Raw genomic sequence first — 17,503 nt, 5'->3', positions numbered from 1 at the left:
AATTTTGCTGCTCATGAACCTGTTGCCCATTCCTGCTTTTTCCGACAACTACATCTGGCTGCTGCATGACGCCGGGCAGGCCCTGGTCGTCGATCCCGGCGATGCAGCGCCCGTGCTCGCCACGTTGCACCGGCTGGGCCTGCAGCTGCAGGGCATTTTAGTCACCCACCACCATGCCGATCATGTCGGTGGCGTGGCCCAGCTGCACCAGGCCACGGGCGCCCAGGTCTGGGGTCCTGCCTACGAGCAGTTGCCCGAACCCGTTCAGCGCGTGCAGGGAGGCGATACCGTGCAGGCGCTGGGCGGCCCCTGGCAGGTCATCGATGTACCAGGCCATACCAGCGGCCACATTGCCTTCTACAGCACGGCGGCACAGGCACAGCCCGTGCTGTTTTGCGGCGACACGCTGTTTTCCGGGGGGTGCGGCCGCCTGTTCGAGGGCACTGCGCAGCAGATGCAGCAATCGCTGGACGATCTGGCCTCGCTGCCGGGCAATACACTGGTGTGCTGCGCACATGAGTACACAATGTCCAACCTGCGCTTTGCCCAGGCCGTGGAACCAAACAACGAAACCCTGGCTCACTACCAGCGGCATTGTCAGGCGTTGCGCGAGGCCGGTCGGCCCACGCTGCCATCCCTGATGGAGACCGAGCGCTCCATCAATCCCTTTCTGAGAACGCGCGAATCCGCGGTGGCCGCGGCCGCCGCAGGCTTCGACGCACAGGTGAGACAGCAGGACCCAGCCAGCGTGCTGGCCGGCCTGCGCCAATGGAAAAACGTCTTCTGATGAAACTGCTACACACCCTGCTGCTGGGCAGCCTGCTGGTTCTTGCCGGCTGCGCCACCACCAGCGGCCCGGACTTGGCCGGCACGACGGATCCCTCCCCCAGCCCCGCACCCCACTCCCCCATGTATCCCAAAGGGCCGCTGAGCCCGCTGGGCACAGGCAGTGCCAGCAACGGCGACGTGGCCTCGCTGGAGACCACGGGCGATCTGTGGGTACGCATACGCCAGGGCTTTGCCATGCCCGACCTGGACCAGGATCTGGTCAAGGACCGCGAGCAGTGGTACGCCAGCCGTCCCGACTACATACAGCGCATGACCGAGCGCTCCAGCAAATACCTGTTCCACATCGTCGAGGAACTGGAGCGGCGCAACATGCCCACCGAGCTGGCGCTGCTGCCCTATATCGAGAGCGCCTTCAACCCGCAGGCCGTCTCCACCGCCAAGGCGGCCGGCATGTGGCAGTTCATGCCGGCCACCGGCACCTATTTCGACCTCAAGCAGAACGCCTTCCGCGACGACCGCCGCGACGTGCTGGCCTCCACGCGCGCCGCGCTGGACTACCTGCAAAAGCTCTATGACATGTTCGGCGACTGGCACCTGGCCCTGGCCGCCTACAACTGGGGCGAAGGCAGCGTGGGCCGCGCCATCAAGCGCAACGAGAAGCTGGGGCTGCCCACGGGCTACACCGACCTGCAGATGCCGGCCGAGACCCGCATGTACGTGCCCAAGCTGCAGGCCGTCAAGAACATCGTGGCCAACCCCGATGCGTTCAACACCGAGCTGCCGGTGATCGAAAACCACCCCTACTTCCAGACCGTCACCATCACCCGCGACATCGACGTGGAACTGGTGGCCAAGCTGGCCGACGTATCGACCGAGGACTTCAAGGCGCTGAATCCCAGCTTTCGCAAGCCGGTGATCTTTGCGGCCGGCACGCCGGAGATCCTGCTGCCCTGGGACAACGCCAAGGTGTTTCGCCGCAACATGCAGGCCTTCGACGAAGGCCAGTACGCGAGCTGGACCGTCTGGACCGTGCCCTCCACCATCAGCGTGGCCGAGGCGGCCCAGCGCGTGGGCCTGGGCGAGTCCGACCTGCGCGCCCTCAACAACATTCCGCCGCGCATGCTGATCAAGGCCGGCTCCGCGCTCATGGTGCCGCGCGGCGCCAACGTGCGTGCCGACGTGGCCGGCCACGTGGCCGACAACGGCCAGATCAGCTTTGCCCCCGAGATCATCACGCGCCGCACCACCATCAAGGCACGCAAGCGCGACACGCTGATCAGCGTGGCCAACCGCTACGGCGTCAGCGTGTCCAACCTGGCGGACTGGAATGACCTGAAGTCCTCGGCCACGCTGCATGCAGGCCAGTCGCTGGTGGCCTATCTGCCGGTACGCGCCAGCAGCGGCGGCAACGCCCGCGCAGCCAAGTCCACGGGAACCGCACGCAAGGTGGCCGTTCAGCCGCAAAGCCGCAACGCCAAGGCGGCCGTCACCACGGCACAGCGCGGAGGCAAGCCATCCAAGGTGAAAAAGCGCTGAGGAATCCCTCTGGCACCCGCGTCACGGAGCCCGCTTTCGCGGGCTTTTTTGCGTGCGGCCGCCGGGCTCAGGTGTGAAAGCGCTGGCGGGACTGGCGCACGAATTCGTTGGTGTACGAGCGCTCCAGGTCAATGCCGCCGCGCGCCAGCGCAGGGTCGAGCCGGACCAGCGCACGCAGGGCCGTGGCGGGCCCGTCATCGGGCATCATCCCATCGGGCGAAATCGTGGTGCGCATGTGCTCGAAGGCCGACAGATAGGCGCGCCGGGAGCCCAGCAGATAGGGCGCAGGCACGGCCCGCAGCACGTCCATGGGCGCGGCAGTCTGCAGCCACTTGAGCGAGCGCACCATGGCGTTGCTGAGCGCCTGGGCCTTGGCCGGGTTCCTGCGCAAGAAGGCCTGTGTCGCATACAGCGTGCCCGAGGGCATGGAGCCGCCGTACAACTGCGCGCTGCTGCGCAGATCACGCAGGTCCCGCACGATGCGCACGGCGCCCTTGTCCTCCAGCACGCTCATCAGCGGGTCCGCATGGCACAGCGCATGCACACGCCCGGTGCGCAGCGCCTCCATGGCATCGGGCCCCGAGCCCACGCCCACCAGTTGCACCGCAGCGGGATCCAGGCCATCGCCCAGCAGCATCAGCTGCATGGCCCGGGCCGTGGATGCGCCCAGCGAGGAAACACCCACGCGCCGCCCGCGCAGATCGGCCAGCGTCTGGTAGCGCGGCATCCAGCGCGCAGCCACGCCCAGCGCGATCTGGGGTGCACGCCCCTGCACGACGAAGGCCCGCAGCTGGCTGCCGCGCTGCTGGGCAAGAAGCGTGTGTTCATAGGCGCCCGCGCAGACATCGGCGGCGCCCGACTCCAGGGCCTGCAGCGACTGCGATCCGCCTGGATAGTCCTCAATGCGCACGGCCAGGCCTTCGGCCTCGAAATAACCCAGCTGCTGCGCAATCACCAGTGGCAGGTAGTACAGCAGGCCCTGGCCGCCCACGGCAATCGTCAGCAGCTCGGCCGAGCCGAGCACAGGGAGCGACCAAAGAGGAGCCAGCCCCAGAAGGCTCAACAAGGTTCGGCGATCAAGCACGTGGGAAGACATGATGGTTATTTTGCTGCAGTGCAACACGATCATGCCCAGAGCCCGCATACGCAGCATCGGTGCTTGCCCGTACGTGAAACACCGCAGGGCCTGTGGTGCAGGCCCTGCGCGGGACGAGGGCGCCGGATGCGGCCGCAGGCCTCAGCGGTAGCCTGCGAAAAACAGCAGCAGATTCACCACCAGGGCCAGGGCCCAGGCCAGACTGCGCAGCGTGGCGCGGTCCATCACATAGAAGGCTATGTAGGCGATGCGCAACACCACGAAGGCCACGGCAAGGCCATCGACCCGCGCCGCTGGCGCGCCCAGTTGCCAGGCAACCAGCAAGGCGCCAATGAAGAACGGCAGGCACTCGAAACTGTTGGCCTGCGCCGCATTCGCCCGCGCCTGGTAGCCGGTCTGCTGGGCGAGCCAGGCGCGGGGGTCGTGGTTGTCGAAGCCGCGCTGCCCCGGCCGGTGCTTCATTCCGGGCGCCTTGGCGATGTAGGCGCAGACCAGCGGCAGCAGGGCCGCCACCAGCAGGCACCAATGGGCAAGGGAAAAACCGCCGGGCGGCAGGACGACAGAGGTCGGCATACGGGCTCCTGATGAAAAGACAAGGAATGCTGGCCGCCTCCACCACTACCGGCGATCCACCAGCGCATGGGCGATCGTACCCAGGTCCACGTACTCGAGTTCGCTGCCGATGGGCACGCCGCGCGCCAGCCGCGTCACATGGATGCCGCGCGCTTTCAGCGCCTCGCTGATCGCATGGGCCGTGGCCTCGCCCTCGGCCGTGAAACTGGTGGCCAGGATCACCTCCTGCACCTTGCCGTCGCCAGCGCGCTCCAGCAGGGATGACAGATTCAGGTCGCGCGGACCTATGCCGTCGAGCGGCGACAGCCGCCCCATCAGCACGTAGTAGTAGCCGTTGTAGGCCCCCGTGCGTTCCATGGCCCCCATGTCGGCAGGCGCCTCCACCACGCACAGCCGGGCCGAGTCGCGCCCTTCGTCCTGGCAGATGGAGCAGATGCGGCCTTCGGTGAAGGTATGGCAGCGCTCGCAATGGCTTACCGACTCCACGGCCGTGGTCAGGGCACGGGCCAGCTGCCGCGCGCCGTCCTGGTCGCGCTGCAACAGGTGAAAGGCCATGCGCTGCGCAGACTTGATGCCCACGCCCGGGAGCCTGCGCAGGGCTTCGATCAGACCATCGAGCGATTGCACATCCGACATGGCGGCTTCCTTTCAATGAAGAAGATTCTCAGAAAAAAAGCGACCTGCAAGGGCAGATCGCTCGATGGCCGCTCAACGCAATTGAGTGGCTGGGGAAACCGTCACGGCCTCTCCCGGCTGTTCGGCACAACCTCTCGGGGCCAGCCTCAGAAAGGGAACTTCATGCCGCCCGGCAGGCCGGGCATGCCGGCCGTGAGCTTGCCCATCTTTTCGTTGGAGGTTTCTTCTGCCTTGCGCACGGCAGCGTTGAAGGCGGCAGCCACCAGGTCTTCCAGCATGTCCTTGTCTTCGGCCAGCAGGCTGGGGTCGATGGTGATGCGCTTGACGTCGTGCTTGCAGGTCATGACCACCTTCACCAGGCCCGCGCCGGACTCGCCTTCCACCTCGATGTTGCCCAGTTCATCCTGGGCCTTCTTGAGGTTGTCCTGCATGGCCTGGGCTTGCTTCATCAGGCCGGCCAGTTGTCCTTTGTTGAACATGTGAGTTCCTTCTTCTGTAGGGTAAAAACGAAACGCTCTAGAGCGTGTCAGGGCTGAATGGATACGGGCTTGATACTGCCAGGCACGATTTTCGCGCCATGGCTGCGGATCAGGGTTTGCACCAGAGAATGATTCATCACGATGTCTTCGGCAATGCGCTGGCGCTCATGGCTGGCCACCGCATTGCGCCGCGCGGGGCTGTCCACCACTGCGCCCTGCTCGACATGCAGTTGCCGGGCCAGGCCGGCAGCCTCCAGCGCCGCACGCAGGCGCTCGCGCGTGGCGGGCTGGGCCAGCGAGCTGCTTTCCACACGCAGCGTCCAAGTATCGCCCTCGCGCGCCACCAGCTGCGACTGCAGCGCCAGCTGGCGCGCCAGCGCAGTGACGGCCTCGGCCTGCACCAGTTGCTGGACGGCAGCGTGCCAGACATCGCCCTCGGCCGTGCGCTCCACGGTCGGCGCGGGAGGCGCATCCGGGGACTGGCGGCCACGTTCGGGAGCGAAATCCTGCACATCGATCTGAGTGTCGATCTGCGGTTCGGACTGCCGTGCCACGGCAGCGGCAGGCGGCTCCAGGGCCAGATCTCCGTCATCGCTCCAGCGGCCTTCGTCGGCCCAGCCCTCATCGGGCATCCCGGCCCAGGCACCCTCGTCCGGCGCATCGGCATCCTGCACCTGCGGCGCCTCATCGGCAGAAGAGTCTGCGTCTTCCTGCACATCGTCCACGGGCTCATCCACAGGCTCGTCCAGGGGCTCTTGGGCGACACCGGCGGCCGGCTTCAGCTCTGGAGCAGCGGAAGGCCTGGCCTCCTGGACAGGCGCAAGCACAGGTTCCGGCCTGGCAACTGCGGCCACGGCCACGGGCGCCTGAACAGGCGCTGGAGCCGCAACGGCTTGCACCACGGGAGCGACCACGGCGGGCGCAGCGGTCACGGGAGATACGACAGGCGCGACAGGAGCAGGAGGCGCGACCGGGACGGGCATGGCCGCCTTGACTGGGACAGCGGGGGCCTCGGGCACAGCGGGCTGTGCGGGCCGCGTCTGCGCAACGGGCGCGGGAGATTCAGGCTTCGCCGTGGAGGGGGTCAGCGCTGGAGTTTTTTTTTCAGCCGCGCCCGGGGCGGGCTCTGCAGATTGCGGCTTGAACGCCAGCAGCCGCAGCAGCGCCATGGTCAGCGCCGCGTACTCGTCGGGTGCCAGGCCCAGTTCGGCCCGACCATGCAGGCAGATGCTGTAGAGCAGCTGGGTTTCGTCGCGCGGCATCAGCACCGCAAGGCGGGCGATCTCTGCGGCCTCCGGATCGCTGGCGTCGGCGGCCATCTGCGGCACAGCCTGCGCCACGGCCATGCGCTGCAGCACGGCGCACATTTCCTCCAGCGTGGAGGCTGCAGACAGGCCATTGCGGCGCAGCGCCTCGGAGGTTTCCACCACCACCTGGCCATCGGCCTGGGCGAGTGCCTCGATCAGGCGGAACACATGGCTGCGGTCCACGCTGCCCAGCATCTGGCGCACCATGGACTCCTGCAGCTGGCCGCTGCCAAAGGCAATGGCCTGGTCGGTCAGCGACAGCGCATCGCGCATGGAGCCGCGCGCGGCGCGAGACAGCAGGCGCAGGGCCTGGGGTTCGGAAGCCACGCCTTCCTGGCCAAGCACCTGGCCCAGATGCTCCAGCACGGTCTCGGGCGCCATGGGCCGCAGGTTGAACTGCAGGCAGCGGCTGAGCACGGTCACGGGCACCTTCTGCGGATCGGTGGTGGCCAGCACGAACTTCAGGTACTCGGGTGGCTCTTCCAGCGTCTTGAGCATGGCGTTGAAGGCCGTGTTCGTGAGCATGTGCACTTCGTCGATCATGAAGACCTTGAAGCGTCCCTGCACCGGCTTGTAGACGGCCTGCTCCAGCAGGCTTTGCACCTCGTCCACCCCGCGGTTGGAGGCGGCGTCCAGCTCGGTGTAATCGGGAAAGCGGCCGCTGTCGATTTCGGTACAGGCCGCACAGACGCCGCAGGGCGTTGCCGTGATGCCGCCCTGGCCATCGGCGCCCTGGCAGTTGAGCGACTTGGCCAGAATGCGCGAGACCGTGGTCTTGCCCACGCCGCGCGTGCCGGTGAACAGATAGGCATGGTGCAGGCGCTGCTGCGTCAGGGCATTGGTGAGCGCCTGAACGACATGCTCCTGCCCCACCATTTCGGAGAAATTGCGGGGGCGGTATTTGCGGGCCAGCACAAGATAAGACATCCCGCGATTCTACGGGGCTGAGCACCCTCGCCCGGTGCGCCCCGGGTTTAGCCGGCCTTGTCGCCCGGGCAGCCCGGTGTTTGCCCCTATAATCGGGAGTGACGGGCCTCCTCGCATGGGGAAGCGGCCAACCGGGTCAGGTGGGGAACCAAGCAGCCCTAACCGTGAAACCAGTGCCGAGGGCAAGGCTCGTCACCTTCCATTGAACAGCAGGCCCTGCGGGCGCCTGCCCCGTCCAAGCCCGCAGCGGCCCCTTCTCTCCTCAACGCGTCTCGCCATCCACCTTCAGATAGCGGGCGACGCCCTGTGCCGCGTGCACGCCGCTGGCCATGCATGCCGTCAGCAGGTAGCCACCCGTGGGAGCCTCCCAGTCCAGCATTTCGCCGGCACAGAAAACGCCGGGCGCAGCCACGCACATGCCATTGGCATCCAGCGCCTGCAGCCGCACGCCACCTGCGGTGCTGATGGCCTCATCGATGGGCCGGGCCGCCACCACGGTGATGGGCAGGGCCTTGATGGCCTGGGCCAGCCGCGTGGAATCGGCCACGCCGTCCTTGCCCAGCACCTCATGCAGCACGGCGGCCTTGATGCCGTCCAGGCCCAGGCGCCCCTTCAGATGGCTGGCCAGGCTGCGTGAGCCACGCGGATGGCGCACCTCCGCCAGCACGCGCTCGGGTGTCAACTGGGGCAGCAGGTCGAGATGGACGGTGGCATGCCCGTCGCGCGCAATGGCTTCGCGCAGCGCGGCAGAGACGGCATAGACCAGGCTGCCCTCCACGCCCGTGGTCGTGGCCACGAATTCGCCCTTGCGCGAGAAAACGTTGCCCTGACCATCATCAAAGGACAGCGCCACCGACTTGAAAGGCTGGCCGGCAAAGCGCTCGGTGAAATAGGGGCTCCAGCCGCGCGCAGGCTGGGGGCTGGCCCCCAGCAGCTCGGCCATGAATTCCCTGCGATCGATCTGCCCGCCCGGCGCCGCACCGCCCAGGCCCACATCGAACCCGCAGTTGGAGGGCTTCAACGCAGCGACTTCCACGCCGCGCTGCTCCAGCCAGGGCATCCAGGCGCCATCCGAGCCCAGCCGCGCCCAGCTGCCGCCGCCCAGCGCCAGCACCACGGCCTTCGCGCGCACCTGCAGCCGCCCTTCGGGGGTATCAAAGCCCAGCGCATCGCCATCCTGCCAACCCAGCCAACGGTGGCGCGTGTGCAGGACCACGCCCTGGGTCTGCAGACGCACCAGCCAGGCACGCAGCAAGGGCGCAGCCTTCATGTCCTTGGGGAATACGCGGCCCGAACTGCCCACAAAGGTTTCCACGCCCAGCTCGCCGGCCCAGGCACGCAGCTGATCCGGGGGCAGCAGCTCCAGCCAGCGCGACACCTCGGCACTGCGCTCGCCATAGCGGGAGACAAAGACGGGCAGGTTTTCGGAATGGGTCAGGTTGAGCCCGCCCTTGCCGGCCATGAGGAACTTGCGTCCTGCGGAGGACTTGGCCTCGAACACATGGACAGTCAGCCCCTTGCCGGCCAGCCCTTCGGCCGCCATCAGGCCCGCAGGCCCCGCGCCGATCACCGCCACATCGCAGTCCATCGTGCGCGCCGCCGCGCCGTGTTCAAAAGCATCCATCACATCAGTTCCTATTCCAAGCTCGCATTCAACTTTGCGCTGCCGGCAGACTCATATGCCTGCAGCGCGGGCGCGCAGAATACCCTGCCGCAGGCCGTCCTGCGCGCAGGCGCCACTAATTCCCGATGACCCCGCAACCCTGCTGCCGCCCCGTAAACAGCTATGACAGTCATAGCATCCAGCTACCGCCCATACGGTGCAGCAGGTGATAGGTTTCTGTCACAATCATTTCGCGGTGCGGATTTTCCTGCGCCTTCCTCATTGCGAAAAATCAAGGACATCACCCATGGCCAGCGAACTGATCAAACACATCTCCGACGCAAGCTTTGAAGCTGACGTCTTGCAACCCGGCTCCACGGTGCTGGTCGATTACTGGGCCGAATGGTGCGGTCCCTGCAAGATGATCGCCCCCATCCTCGACGAAGCAGCCCAGACCTACAAGGACAAGCTGTCCATCGCCAAGATGAATGTGGACGAGAACCGCGAGATCCCGGCCAAGTTCGGCATCCGCGGCATCCCCACGCTGATGCTGTTCAAGGACGGCCAGCTGGCTGCCACCAAGGTCGGCGCCCTCAACAAGGCACAGCTGTCTGCTTTCCTGGACCAGCACCTGGCCTGATTCTCCTGGCTGCCCCTACACCGGGGCAGCCAAACATGCGGCCCGGCGCTGACCGCTGCACCGCCTCGCACTGGCGCACAAACCCTGCGCCAGCGCAAATTTCCCTATGACCTGCGGATTTTTTCCTGTCATAATGCCCTTCATCACCGGCCTTATGCATCGAAGGCCGCGCTGAGACCCTCAGGCAAGCCAGCCCACTTCCACAGTGTTTCGCTTGGCTCAACGCCTCCCCCTGGTTTCTTTCCACTCCGTTCTGGAGTCTCTCCATGCACCTTAATGAACTCAAGGCACTGCACGTGTCTGAAGTCCTGAAGCAGGCCGAAGCGCTTGAGATCGAAAACGTCGGTCGCATGCGCAAGCAAGAGTTGATGTTCGCCATCATCAAAAAGCGCGCCAAGGCCGGGGAACAAGTGTTCGCCGACGGCGTGCTGGAAATCCTGCCGGATGGTTTCGGCTTCCTGCGCAGCCCCGACACCAGCTACACGGCCAGCACCGACGACATCTACATCTCGCCCAGCCAGGTCCGCCGCTTCAACCTGCACACCGGCGACATGATCGAAGGCGAAGTGCGCACACCCAAGGATGGCGAGCGCTACTTTGCCCTGACCAAGCTCGACTCCGTCAATGGCGGCTCGCCCGAGCAGAACAAGCACAAGGTGCTGTTCGAGAATCTGACCCCCCTGTTCCCCACCCAGCAGCTGCGCCTGGAGCGCGAGATCAAGGGCGAGGAGAACATCACCGGCCGCATCATCGACATCATCGCCCCCATCGGCCGCGGCCAGCGCGCGCTGATCGTCGCGCCGCCCAAGAGCGGCAAGACCATGATGATGCAGAGCATCGCCCACGCCATCACGGCCAACCATCCCGACGTTCACCTGATGGTGCTGCTGGTCGATGAGCGCCCCGAGGAAGTGACCGAGATGCAGCGCTCGGTCAAGGGCGAGATCATCGCCTCCACCTTCGACGAGCCCGCCACGCGCCACGTGCACGTGGCCGAGATGGTGATCGAGCGCGCCAAGCGCCTGGTCGAACTCAAGAAGGACGTGGTCATCCTGCTGGACTCCATCACCCGCCTGGCCCGCGCCTACAACAACGTCGTGCCCTCGTCGGGCAAGGTGCTGTCGGGCGGCGTGGACTCCAACGCGCTGCAGCGCCCCAAGCGCTTCTTCGGCGCGGCGCGCAATGTGGAAGAAGGCGGCTCGCTGACCATCATCGCCACGGCCCTGGTCGATACCGGCAGCCGCATGGACGAAGTGATCTTCGAAGAGTTCAAGGGCACGGGCAACAGCGAACTGGCCCTGAACCGCCGCCTCTACGAAAAGCGCGTGTTCCCCGCCATCGAACTCAACAAGAGCGGCACGCGCCGCGAAGAACTGCTGCTGGCTCCCGAGATCCTGCAGAAGACGCGCATCCTGCGCCAGTTCATGTACAACATGGACGAGATCGAGGCCATGGAGCTGATGATCAAGAACATGCGGGCCACCAAGACCAACGTGGACTTCTTCGACATGATGCGCCGCGGCGGCTGATCTCAGAGATCCAGCCCACGGCACCTGCGAACGCCTCGCTCACGCGGGGCGTTTTGCATTCAGCTCACCATGCAGCGGCAGCCGTACCAAGGGCGCAAGCCGCACGCTCCCAGTGCATGGGGGCGCCCGCCACCTCCACCGGCGCCCGCAGGCGTCGCGCGGGCCCCCAGGAAGTGGCCTCGACGGCCGCGCCGAAATCCGCACAACCGTCCACCGGCGCCAGCGTGCAGGGGTCCGGATCACCGACGCCCTGCCCCGCCAGGAGATGGGCCGTGCGCGCCAGCGAGGCGCGCACCGTGCTTCCGCCCAGCCCCTGGCTGCGCCGCACCAGCGCCATCACCACGGCGGCCGCCATCAGATAACCCGTTGCATGATCCAACGCCTGCAGCGGCAACGGCATGGGCCGGTCGCGGCCCAGCCGGTGCATGCCCGCATCGGCAATGCCGGCGCTCATCTGCACCAGACTGTCGAAACCGCGCCGCTGCTGCCAGGGCCCGCTCCAGCCATAGGCATTGAGCGACACGTCGATGAGCGAAGGATTCACCTGCCGACACCACACGGCACCGAATCCCAGGCCTTCCAGCGCGCCGTCCCGGTAGCCATGGACCAGCACATCGGCCCCGGCCAGCAGTTGCTCGAACACGGCACGATGCTGTGGCGCCCGCAGGTCCAGCCGGGCACAGCGCTTGCCCAGCGTGACCTCGGGCACCGTGCCGGGCTCCTCCCAGCCCGGCGGATCGATGCGCAACACCTCGGCGCCGTGACCCGCCAGCCATCGCGTGGCAGCGGGGCCGGCCAGAATGCGCGTCAGGTCCAGCACGCGCAGCCCCTGCAGCGGCCGTCTGGCCGATGGCTGCCAGGCACCCGCATGCCGGCTCGATTGCGGATGCGGATGTGGATGCATCTGCCACGCCAGCAAGGGCTCCCGCTGCACTGCGCGACCCTGCGGGTGCGCGGCCCATTCAGACAGCCCGCGCATGGCTGCGGCACAGCCGCCTTGCGCCACAACGGCCGACTCCAGTTCTTGTGCTGCCCAGCGCTCGACCGCGGCAGCCACGGCCTCGCGTTCGGCGGGCGCATCCAGAACGGCCAGTGCCGCTGCACGGTGATGGGGCGCATTGGTATGCAGGCGAATCCAGCCGTCCGCCGTGCGGTAGTCGCCGGCCACGGAATCCCACAGCGCGGGCATCTCCCAGCCCTGCGGATGCAGGCTATGGCCAAACCACAAGGAGGCAAGCCTGCGATCCACCACCACACGCGGCGCTGCAGCGTCGAGCTGCGCGATCAACTCGGATAGGCAAAGGCCTGCCACCCCCAGGCTGGCGGCCGCCAGATCGGAGACCGGGAACACGGAGGCCAAGGACCCACGACCTCGCTGCTCCAGACGTTGGAGCGCCGCCGGATCACCATCCAACGCCTCCCAGATCTGGCCGGTGCAATGGTCGAAAGCGCAGGGAAAAGGGATACGGGACATGGAGCACTCCTGGCAGCTGAAACAAGGCTTGGAGTTCGCAACATAGGTTCCTGGTAAATATTGTCAATATTGATTCAATTAATCAACATATGATCGACCCATGCCCGACTACCTGAACTCCACCGAGGCCACCGCGCTGCTGGGCGTGAGCCGTGCCACGCTGTACGCCTATGTCAGCCGAGGCCTGCTGCAGGCCCACGCGGCAGACACGCCGCGCCAAAGCCGCTACCTGCGCGAAGAGGTCGAGCAGCTCGCACGCCAGCGCGGCCAGGGCCGCAAGCCGCGCGAAGTGGCGCAGGCCGCGCTCAACTGGGGCCTGCCGGTGCTGGAGTCCTCGATCACATTGATAGAAAAGGGCCGCCTGTACTACCGGGGCGAGGACGCCGTGCACTGGGCGCGAACCCGCACGCTGGAGGAGACAGCCGCCCTCCTGTGGCAATGCCCGACCCAGGCAGCCTTCGCTGCAAACGCCGTGGAGGCCGCGCCTTTGCTGTCCGACCTGCAGCAGCGCATGGCAGGCCAACCGTGCGAAAACACATTGCTGCCCCTGTTCACCGTCGCCAGCGATGACACGGCCACCGCTGCCTGGCAGCAATCACCCGAACGGCTGGCGGCAGGCTGCGGTGCGCTGTTGCGCCTGCTGGCTGCCTGCCTGCTGGGCACCGTGCCGGACAAGGCCGCCATCCATCTGCAGTGCGCACGGGCCTGGAAGCTGGATGCGCCAGGCGCGGACCTCGTGCGCGTGGCCCTGGTGCTGTGCGCCGACCATGAACTCAACGCATCAGGCTTCACGGCGCGCTGCGTGGCCTCCACGGGCGCAAGCCTGCGCGCTGCCGTGGTGGGAGGCCTTGCCGCCTTGACAGGCGGGCGCCACGGCGGCACGACCGCGCGCGTGGAAGCGCTGTGGGACGAGGTGGGCGAGCAGCAGATCGCCACCCGCCTGCGCCAGCGTCTGGCGCGCGGCGAATCCCTGCCCGGCTTCGGCCACCACCTCTACCCTGATGGCGACGTGCGTGCCGCCCTGCTGCTTGACATGCTGCCGGCGCATGGCCCGGCAACGATGCTGGCCAAGGAGGTGATGGCGCTGACGGGGCAGGCGCCTTCGGTCGATTTCGCGCTGGTGGCCCTGCGACGGCATCTGCAGCTGCCGCCGGGCAGCGCTTTCGGCCTGTTCGCGCTGGGCCGCTGCGCCGGCTGGCTGGCGCAGGCGCTGGAGCAGCGCGCCACCCGGCAAATCATCCGTCCGCGCGCGGCGTACACGGGCCCCAGGCCTGCGGGTTTGGCACGGAACTGAGCACTATGCGATAATGCAGGGCTTTTTCTTGCGGAAAGTACGCTTGATTTGAACCGCTACAAAGGTTGCAGCGGGTCAGGCACGGCTACCGCACTTGCATCAGAAGGAAAGATCATGAAAGAAGGCATCCACCCCAACTACCGCGAAGTGCTGTTCGTGGACCTGTCCAACGGCTTCAAGTTCGTGACCCGCTCCTGCGTGAACACGAAGGAAACCGAAACCTTCGAAGGCAAGGACTACCCCCTGTTCAAGCTGGACACCTCGTCCGAGTCGCACCCCTTCTACACCGGCACGCAAAAGTCGGTGGACAACATGGGCGGCCGTGTGGAGCGCTTCCGCAACCGTTTCGGCAAGAAGTAAATCCTGCTTCTCCGGCCAGAAGGGCAGCACGGGCAACCGCGCTGCCCTTTTGTTTTTCGCAGTCCGGCCAATCCATGCCGGCCAGGCATGCCCCATTCTTTTCGAGGCCCTTGCTTCGCGTATTCTTGCGCCCTCCGTTGCAGAAAGTCCTGTGAGTGAACCAGCCCACCCCTGCCATCGTTGCCCAAAGCGCCGTGCGCCGCCTGCCGCGCTGGTCGCTGCTGCTGCTGTGCCTGGCCTATGTCGTGCCCGGATATGTGGGGCGCAGCCCCTGGCGCATGGCCGACATGGAGGCCTTCGGCTACATGCGGGAGCTGGCCCTGGGCCATACCTCCTGGCTGGCACCGCGCATGGCGGGGCTGCTGCCCGAATCCGAAGGCCTGCTCTCGTACTGGCTCGGTGCGCTGGCCATGCAGGGAGCACCTTCCTGGCTGCACCCGGAGATGGCGGCACGCCTGCCCTTCATCGCCATGCTGGTGATCACGCTGGCGGCCACCTGGTGGGGCGTGTACTACCTGGCGCGCACACCGGGCGCACGCCCCGTGGCCTTTGCCTTTGGCGGTGAGGCCCAGCCTACCGACTATGCGCGCGCCATGGCCGACGGAGGGTTGCTGGCCCTGGTGGCCTGCCTGGGCCTGGCCCAGCTCTCCCACGAAACCACCAGCTACATGACCCAGCTGGGCTGCGCGGCCCTGCTGTTCTTTGCCGCCGCCGCCATGCCCTACCACGGCCGCACGGCCACGCTGGCATTGCTCCTGGGCCTGCCCGGCCTGGCACTGAGCGGCGCGCCGACCGTGGCCACGCTGTTCGGCCTGGGCGGTACCGCCATGGCTTTCTTCTCGCGCACCTGGGGCGACGAAGCCACGCCCGCCCCACGCGCATCACGCCTGTGGACCGTGCTGTGGCTGGCGGTGACGATCTTGGCGGCCGCACTGTCCTGGTGGCTGGACCAGTGGGCCTGGCGCGTGGTGGACAGCGGCACTGCCAAGGAATGGCAAAGCCTGGTCAGGCTGCTGCTGTGGTTCAGCTGGCCCGCCTGGCCGCTGGCACTGTGGACGCTGTGGGTCTGGCGTCGCCAGATCGCCACGCCCCGGCGCTATCCCCATCTGGCGCTGCCGCTGTGGTTTGCCATCATTCCGGTGATCGCTTCGTTGAGCACGCTGCCAGCAGACCGCGCCCTGCTGCTGGGCCTGCCCGCCATCGCCACGCTGGCGGCCTTTGCCCTGCCCACGCTGCGCCGCAGCATCAGCGCCCTGATCGACTGGTTCACCCTGCTGTTCTTCAGCGCCGCGGCCATTGCCATCTGGGTGATCTGGCTTTCGCTGCAGACCGGCATTCCCGCCAAGCCCGCCGCCAATGTGGCAAGGCTGGCCCCGCAGTTCACGCCGGAATTCTCGGTGCTGTCCTTCGCCGTGGCGGTGGCCGCCACCCTGGCCTGGTGTGTGCTCGTGGCCTGGCGCACCTCGCGCAACCGTGCGGCCATCTGGAAGAGCCTGGTGCTGCCCGCCAGCGGCGCCACGCTGGCCTGGCTGCTGCTGATGACGCTGTGGCTGCCGCTGATGGACCATGCGCGCAGCTTCGAGCCACAGATGCGCCTGGTACTGGCCGAACTGCCCAGGGACGGCAGCTGCGTTCAAACCTATGGCCTGCCGCGCGCCCACATTGCCGCGATGCGCTACTACGGTGACATCGATACCCAGCGCCTGAGCATGGCCGGTGCCGCGCGCTGCGACTGGATGGTGGCCGAGGAAGAAACCTGGCTGGATCCTCACAGCGCACGTCTGCAGGCCACCTGGGAGACCGTGGCCCGCGTGGTACGCCCCACCGACCGCAAGGACTTCCTTCTGGTCTTGAAACGCAGGCCTGAGGCGAGGCCCGTCCAGGTCAAGCCATGAACCTGCCAGCGCACGCCCCCCTGAGCGCTGAGCGACGCACCATTGCCCAGCATGCCTTGACCGTGCTGGCCGGGCAGTTGGCCGTGATGGCCTTCGGCGTGACCGACACCATCGTGGCGGGCCGCTATTCAGAAGAGGCGCTGGCGGCGCTGTCCGTGGGATCGGCCATCTTCGTGAGCGTCTACGTCTCGCTGATGGGCATTTTCCAGGCCCTGCTGCCGCTGTGGGCCGAGCACCGCGGCGCCGGACAGCCCCAGGTCATAGGCCGCACGCTGCGGCAGGCCATGTACATGCTGCTGGCGGCCTGCGCCGTGGGCATGGGCGTGCTGCTGTTTCCCGATGCACTGCTGCGCTGGGCCGATGTTCCGCTGCCGCTGCAGGTGCAGGTGCGGGCCTATCTCTCGGTGCTGGCCTGGAGCCTGCCGGCCGCCCTGCTGTTTCGCATCTACAGCACGCTCAACCAGGCGCTGGGCCACCCCTTGCTGGTGACCTGGCTGCAGTTGGTGTCGCTGCTGATCAAGATCCCTTTGTCCATCTGGCTGGCCTTTGGCGGAGCCGGCCTGCCGGCCTTGGGCGCCGAAGGCTGCGCCTGGGCCACGCTGATCGTGAACTACGCCATGGTCGCGCTGGCCTTGTCTTTGATGCGCAGCCAACGCCTGTACGCACCGCTGGCGCTGTGGCAGCGCATGGAGCCTCCGGACTGGCCCCAGCTAGCGCAGTTCGCGCGCCTGGGCATTCCTGCGGGACTGGCGATTCTGGTGGAGGTGACATCGTTCACGCTGATGGCCTTGTTCGTGGCGCGCCAGGGCACGCTGGCCTCGGCCAGCCACCAGATCGCCGCCAACCTTGCGGCGCTGTGCTACATGGTGCCTCTGTCACTGGCCATTGCCACCAGCGCACGGGTCAGCTACTGGCGCGGCGCCGGCGACGAGGTCACGGCGCGGCGCCTGGTCGCCATGGGCTGGCGACTGGCGGCAATGGGCGGGTTGGTGCTGGCCTGTGCACTGTTCCTTTCCCGCGAGGGCCTGGCCCGCATCTACAGCGGCAACCTCGAGGTGGTGGCCATCACCGCCAGCCTGCTGGCCTGGGTGGCTGCCTACCATGTGGCGGACGCCATCCAGACTTTCTGCATCTTCGTGCTGCGCTGCTACCGCATCACCGTGGCGCCGCTGGTCATCTATTGCCTGCTGCTATGGGGTGGCGGTCTGGCCGGCGGATACTGGCTGGCCTATGGCACGGACAGCGTCCTGCCCGCCTGGCTGCACCCGGGCACGCCCGCCCCCTTCTGGGCCGGCAGCGCCTGTGCGCTGCTGGTGACCGCCGTGGTGTTCAGCGCGGTCGTACGCAAGGCCACAAACCGCTGAG

Annotated in this window: 15 protein-coding genes and 1 other RNA gene; 9 read left to right on the top strand and 7 right to left on the bottom strand. The window is 67.0% G+C overall.

What is annotated here, in order from left to right:
* Positions 1–13 precede the first annotated feature (13 nt).
* Positions 14–787 carry a hydroxyacylglutathione hydrolase gene (gene gloB / locus U6958_RS11000; RefSeq protein WP_074921386.1) on the top strand — a complete coding sequence of 258 codons (774 nt, stop codon included), beginning with the start codon at positions 14–16 and terminating at the stop codon, positions 785–787.
* The gene (locus U6958_RS10995; RefSeq protein ID WP_016447444.1) at positions 787–2,325 is read left to right on the top strand and encodes a transglycosylase SLT domain-containing protein; all 1,539 of its coding nucleotides are present in this window, start codon (positions 787–789) and stop codon (positions 2,323–2,325) included. The genes gloB and U6958_RS10995 overlap by 1 nt, the downstream gene beginning before the upstream one ends.
* Before the next feature lie 67 nt (positions 2,326–2,392).
* Here U6958_RS10995 and U6958_RS10990 read toward each other — a convergent pair whose 3' ends face one another.
* The 5 genes from U6958_RS10990 to dnaX form a co-directional block, all read right to left on the bottom strand.
* Positions 2,393–3,478 carry an ABC transporter substrate-binding protein gene (locus U6958_RS10990; RefSeq protein ID WP_016447445.1) on the bottom strand — a complete coding sequence of 362 codons (1,086 nt, stop codon included), beginning with the start codon at positions 3,476–3,478 and terminating at the stop codon, positions 2,393–2,395.
* A gap of 84 nt (positions 3,479–3,562) precedes the next feature.
* Positions 3,563–3,994 carry an MAPEG family protein gene (locus U6958_RS10985; RefSeq protein WP_016447446.1) on the bottom strand — a complete coding sequence of 144 codons (432 nt, stop codon included), beginning with the start codon at positions 3,992–3,994 and terminating at the stop codon, positions 3,563–3,565.
* A gap of 45 nt (positions 3,995–4,039) precedes the next feature.
* Positions 4,040–4,630 (bottom strand): recombination mediator RecR, encoded by a 591-nt coding sequence (gene recR, locus U6958_RS10980; protein WP_016451347.1) that lies wholly within the window; start codon positions 4,628–4,630, stop codon positions 4,040–4,042.
* A gap of 146 nt (positions 4,631–4,776) precedes the next feature.
* Positions 4,777–5,109 carry a YbaB/EbfC family nucleoid-associated protein gene (locus U6958_RS10975; protein WP_012206701.1) on the bottom strand — a complete coding sequence of 111 codons (333 nt, stop codon included), beginning with the start codon at positions 5,107–5,109 and terminating at the stop codon, positions 4,777–4,779.
* A 47-nt stretch (positions 5,110–5,156) separates the two neighbouring features.
* Positions 5,157–7,343 carry a DNA polymerase III subunit gamma/tau gene (gene dnaX, locus U6958_RS10970; RefSeq protein WP_074921385.1) on the bottom strand — a complete coding sequence of 729 codons (2,187 nt, stop codon included), beginning with the start codon at positions 7,341–7,343 and terminating at the stop codon, positions 5,157–5,159.
* 100 nt (positions 7,344–7,443) lie between these two features.
* On the opposite strand from dnaX, the gene ffs reads away from it, so the two are divergent.
* An RNA gene (gene ffs, locus U6958_RS10965) (signal recognition particle sRNA small type) lies at positions 7,444–7,540 on the top strand.
* Positions 7,541–7,605: 65 nt separating this feature from the next.
* Here the strand turns inward: ffs and U6958_RS10960 are convergent.
* The gene (locus tag U6958_RS10960) at positions 7,606–8,982 is read right to left on the bottom strand and encodes a TIGR03862 family flavoprotein (RefSeq protein ID WP_083393577.1); all 1,377 of its coding nucleotides are present in this window, start codon (positions 8,980–8,982) and stop codon (positions 7,606–7,608) included.
* Positions 8,983–9,253: 271 nt separating this feature from the next.
* Between U6958_RS10960 and trxA the strand changes: the two genes are divergently transcribed.
* Positions 9,254–9,586 carry a thioredoxin TrxA gene (gene trxA, locus U6958_RS10955; protein ID WP_016447450.1) on the top strand — a complete coding sequence of 111 codons (333 nt, stop codon included), beginning with the start codon at positions 9,254–9,256 and terminating at the stop codon, positions 9,584–9,586.
* A gap of 266 nt (positions 9,587–9,852) precedes the next feature.
* Positions 9,853–11,115, top strand: a complete 1,263-nt coding sequence (gene rho / locus U6958_RS10950) for a transcription termination factor Rho (protein WP_016447451.1) — start codon at positions 9,853–9,855, stop codon at positions 11,113–11,115.
* 64 nt (positions 11,116–11,179) lie between these two features.
* Here the strand turns inward: rho and U6958_RS10945 are convergent, their stop codons facing one another.
* Positions 11,180–12,589 (bottom strand): CoA transferase, encoded by a 1,410-nt coding sequence (locus tag U6958_RS10945; protein ID WP_074921383.1) that lies wholly within the window; start codon positions 12,587–12,589, stop codon positions 11,180–11,182.
* Positions 12,590–12,689: 100 nt separating this feature from the next.
* Between U6958_RS10945 and U6958_RS10940 the strand changes: the two genes are divergently transcribed.
* The 4 genes from U6958_RS10940 to U6958_RS10925 all read left to right on the top strand — a co-directional run bounded on the left by U6958_RS10940 (position 12,690) and on the right by U6958_RS10925 (position 17,502).
* A complete protein-coding gene (locus U6958_RS10940; RefSeq protein ID WP_074921382.1) occupies positions 12,690–13,883 on the top strand; it encodes a citrate synthase family protein in 1,194 nt (397 codons plus the stop codon).
* A 114-nt stretch (positions 13,884–13,997) separates the two neighbouring features.
* The gene (locus tag U6958_RS10935) at positions 13,998–14,243 is read left to right on the top strand and encodes a type B 50S ribosomal protein L31 (RefSeq protein ID WP_012206708.1); all 246 of its coding nucleotides are present in this window, start codon (positions 13,998–14,000) and stop codon (positions 14,241–14,243) included.
* A 155-nt stretch (positions 14,244–14,398) separates the two neighbouring features.
* Positions 14,399–16,138: a hypothetical protein gene (locus U6958_RS10930; RefSeq protein WP_074921381.1), complete on the top strand. Its 1,740-nt coding sequence runs from the start codon at positions 14,399–14,401 to the stop codon at positions 16,136–16,138.
* Complete coding sequence (locus U6958_RS10925; RefSeq protein WP_074921380.1) at positions 16,135–17,502, top strand: MATE family efflux transporter; 1,368 nt, start codon at positions 16,135–16,137, stop codon at positions 17,500–17,502. The genes U6958_RS10930 and U6958_RS10925 overlap by 4 nt, the downstream gene beginning before the upstream one ends.
* Position 17,503 lies beyond the last annotated feature (1 nt).

It is taken from the genome of Delftia lacustris (assembly GCF_040267515.1).
In the GTDB taxonomy this organism is placed as follows: Bacteria; Pseudomonadota; Gammaproteobacteria; order Burkholderiales; family Burkholderiaceae_C; genus Comamonas; species Comamonas tsuruhatensis.
Note: the sequence above shows the minus strand (reverse complement) of the source record. Positions and strands in the feature narration are given on the sequence as shown.

Excerpts from the sequence above, each read along its gene's own strand:
- gloB (WP_074921386.1), top strand. The coding sequence starts at position 14 with ATGAACCTGTTGCCCATTCCTGCTTTTTCCGACAACTACATCTGGCTG.
- U6958_RS10995 (WP_016447444.1), top strand. The coding sequence starts at position 787 with ATGAAACTGCTACACACCCTGCTGCTGGGCAGCCTGCTGGTTCTTGCC.
- U6958_RS10990 (WP_016447445.1), bottom strand. The coding sequence starts at position 3,478 with ATGCTGCGTATGCGGGCTCTGGGCATGATCGTGTTGCACTGCAGCAAA.
- U6958_RS10985 (WP_016447446.1), bottom strand. The coding sequence starts at position 3,994 with ATGCCGACCTCTGTCGTCCTGCCGCCCGGCGGTTTTTCCCTTGCCCAT.
- recR (WP_016451347.1), bottom strand. The coding sequence starts at position 4,630 with ATGTCGGATGTGCAATCGCTCGATGGTCTGATCGAAGCCCTGCGCAGG.
- U6958_RS10975 (WP_012206701.1), bottom strand. The coding sequence starts at position 5,109 with ATGTTCAACAAAGGACAACTGGCCGGCCTGATGAAGCAAGCCCAGGCC.
- dnaX (WP_074921385.1), bottom strand. The coding sequence starts at position 7,343 with ATGTCTTATCTTGTGCTGGCCCGCAAATACCGCCCCCGCAATTTCTCC.
- trxA (WP_016447450.1), top strand. The coding sequence starts at position 9,254 with ATGGCCAGCGAACTGATCAAACACATCTCCGACGCAAGCTTTGAAGCT.
- rho (WP_016447451.1), top strand. The coding sequence starts at position 9,853 with ATGCACCTTAATGAACTCAAGGCACTGCACGTGTCTGAAGTCCTGAAG.
- U6958_RS10945 (WP_074921383.1), bottom strand. The coding sequence starts at position 12,589 with ATGTCCCGTATCCCTTTTCCCTGCGCTTTCGACCATTGCACCGGCCAG.
- U6958_RS10940 (WP_074921382.1), top strand. The coding sequence starts at position 12,690 with ATGCCCGACTACCTGAACTCCACCGAGGCCACCGCGCTGCTGGGCGTG.
- U6958_RS10935 (WP_012206708.1), top strand. The coding sequence starts at position 13,998 with ATGAAAGAAGGCATCCACCCCAACTACCGCGAAGTGCTGTTCGTGGAC.
- U6958_RS10925 (WP_074921380.1), top strand. The coding sequence starts at position 16,135 with ATGAACCTGCCAGCGCACGCCCCCCTGAGCGCTGAGCGACGCACCATT.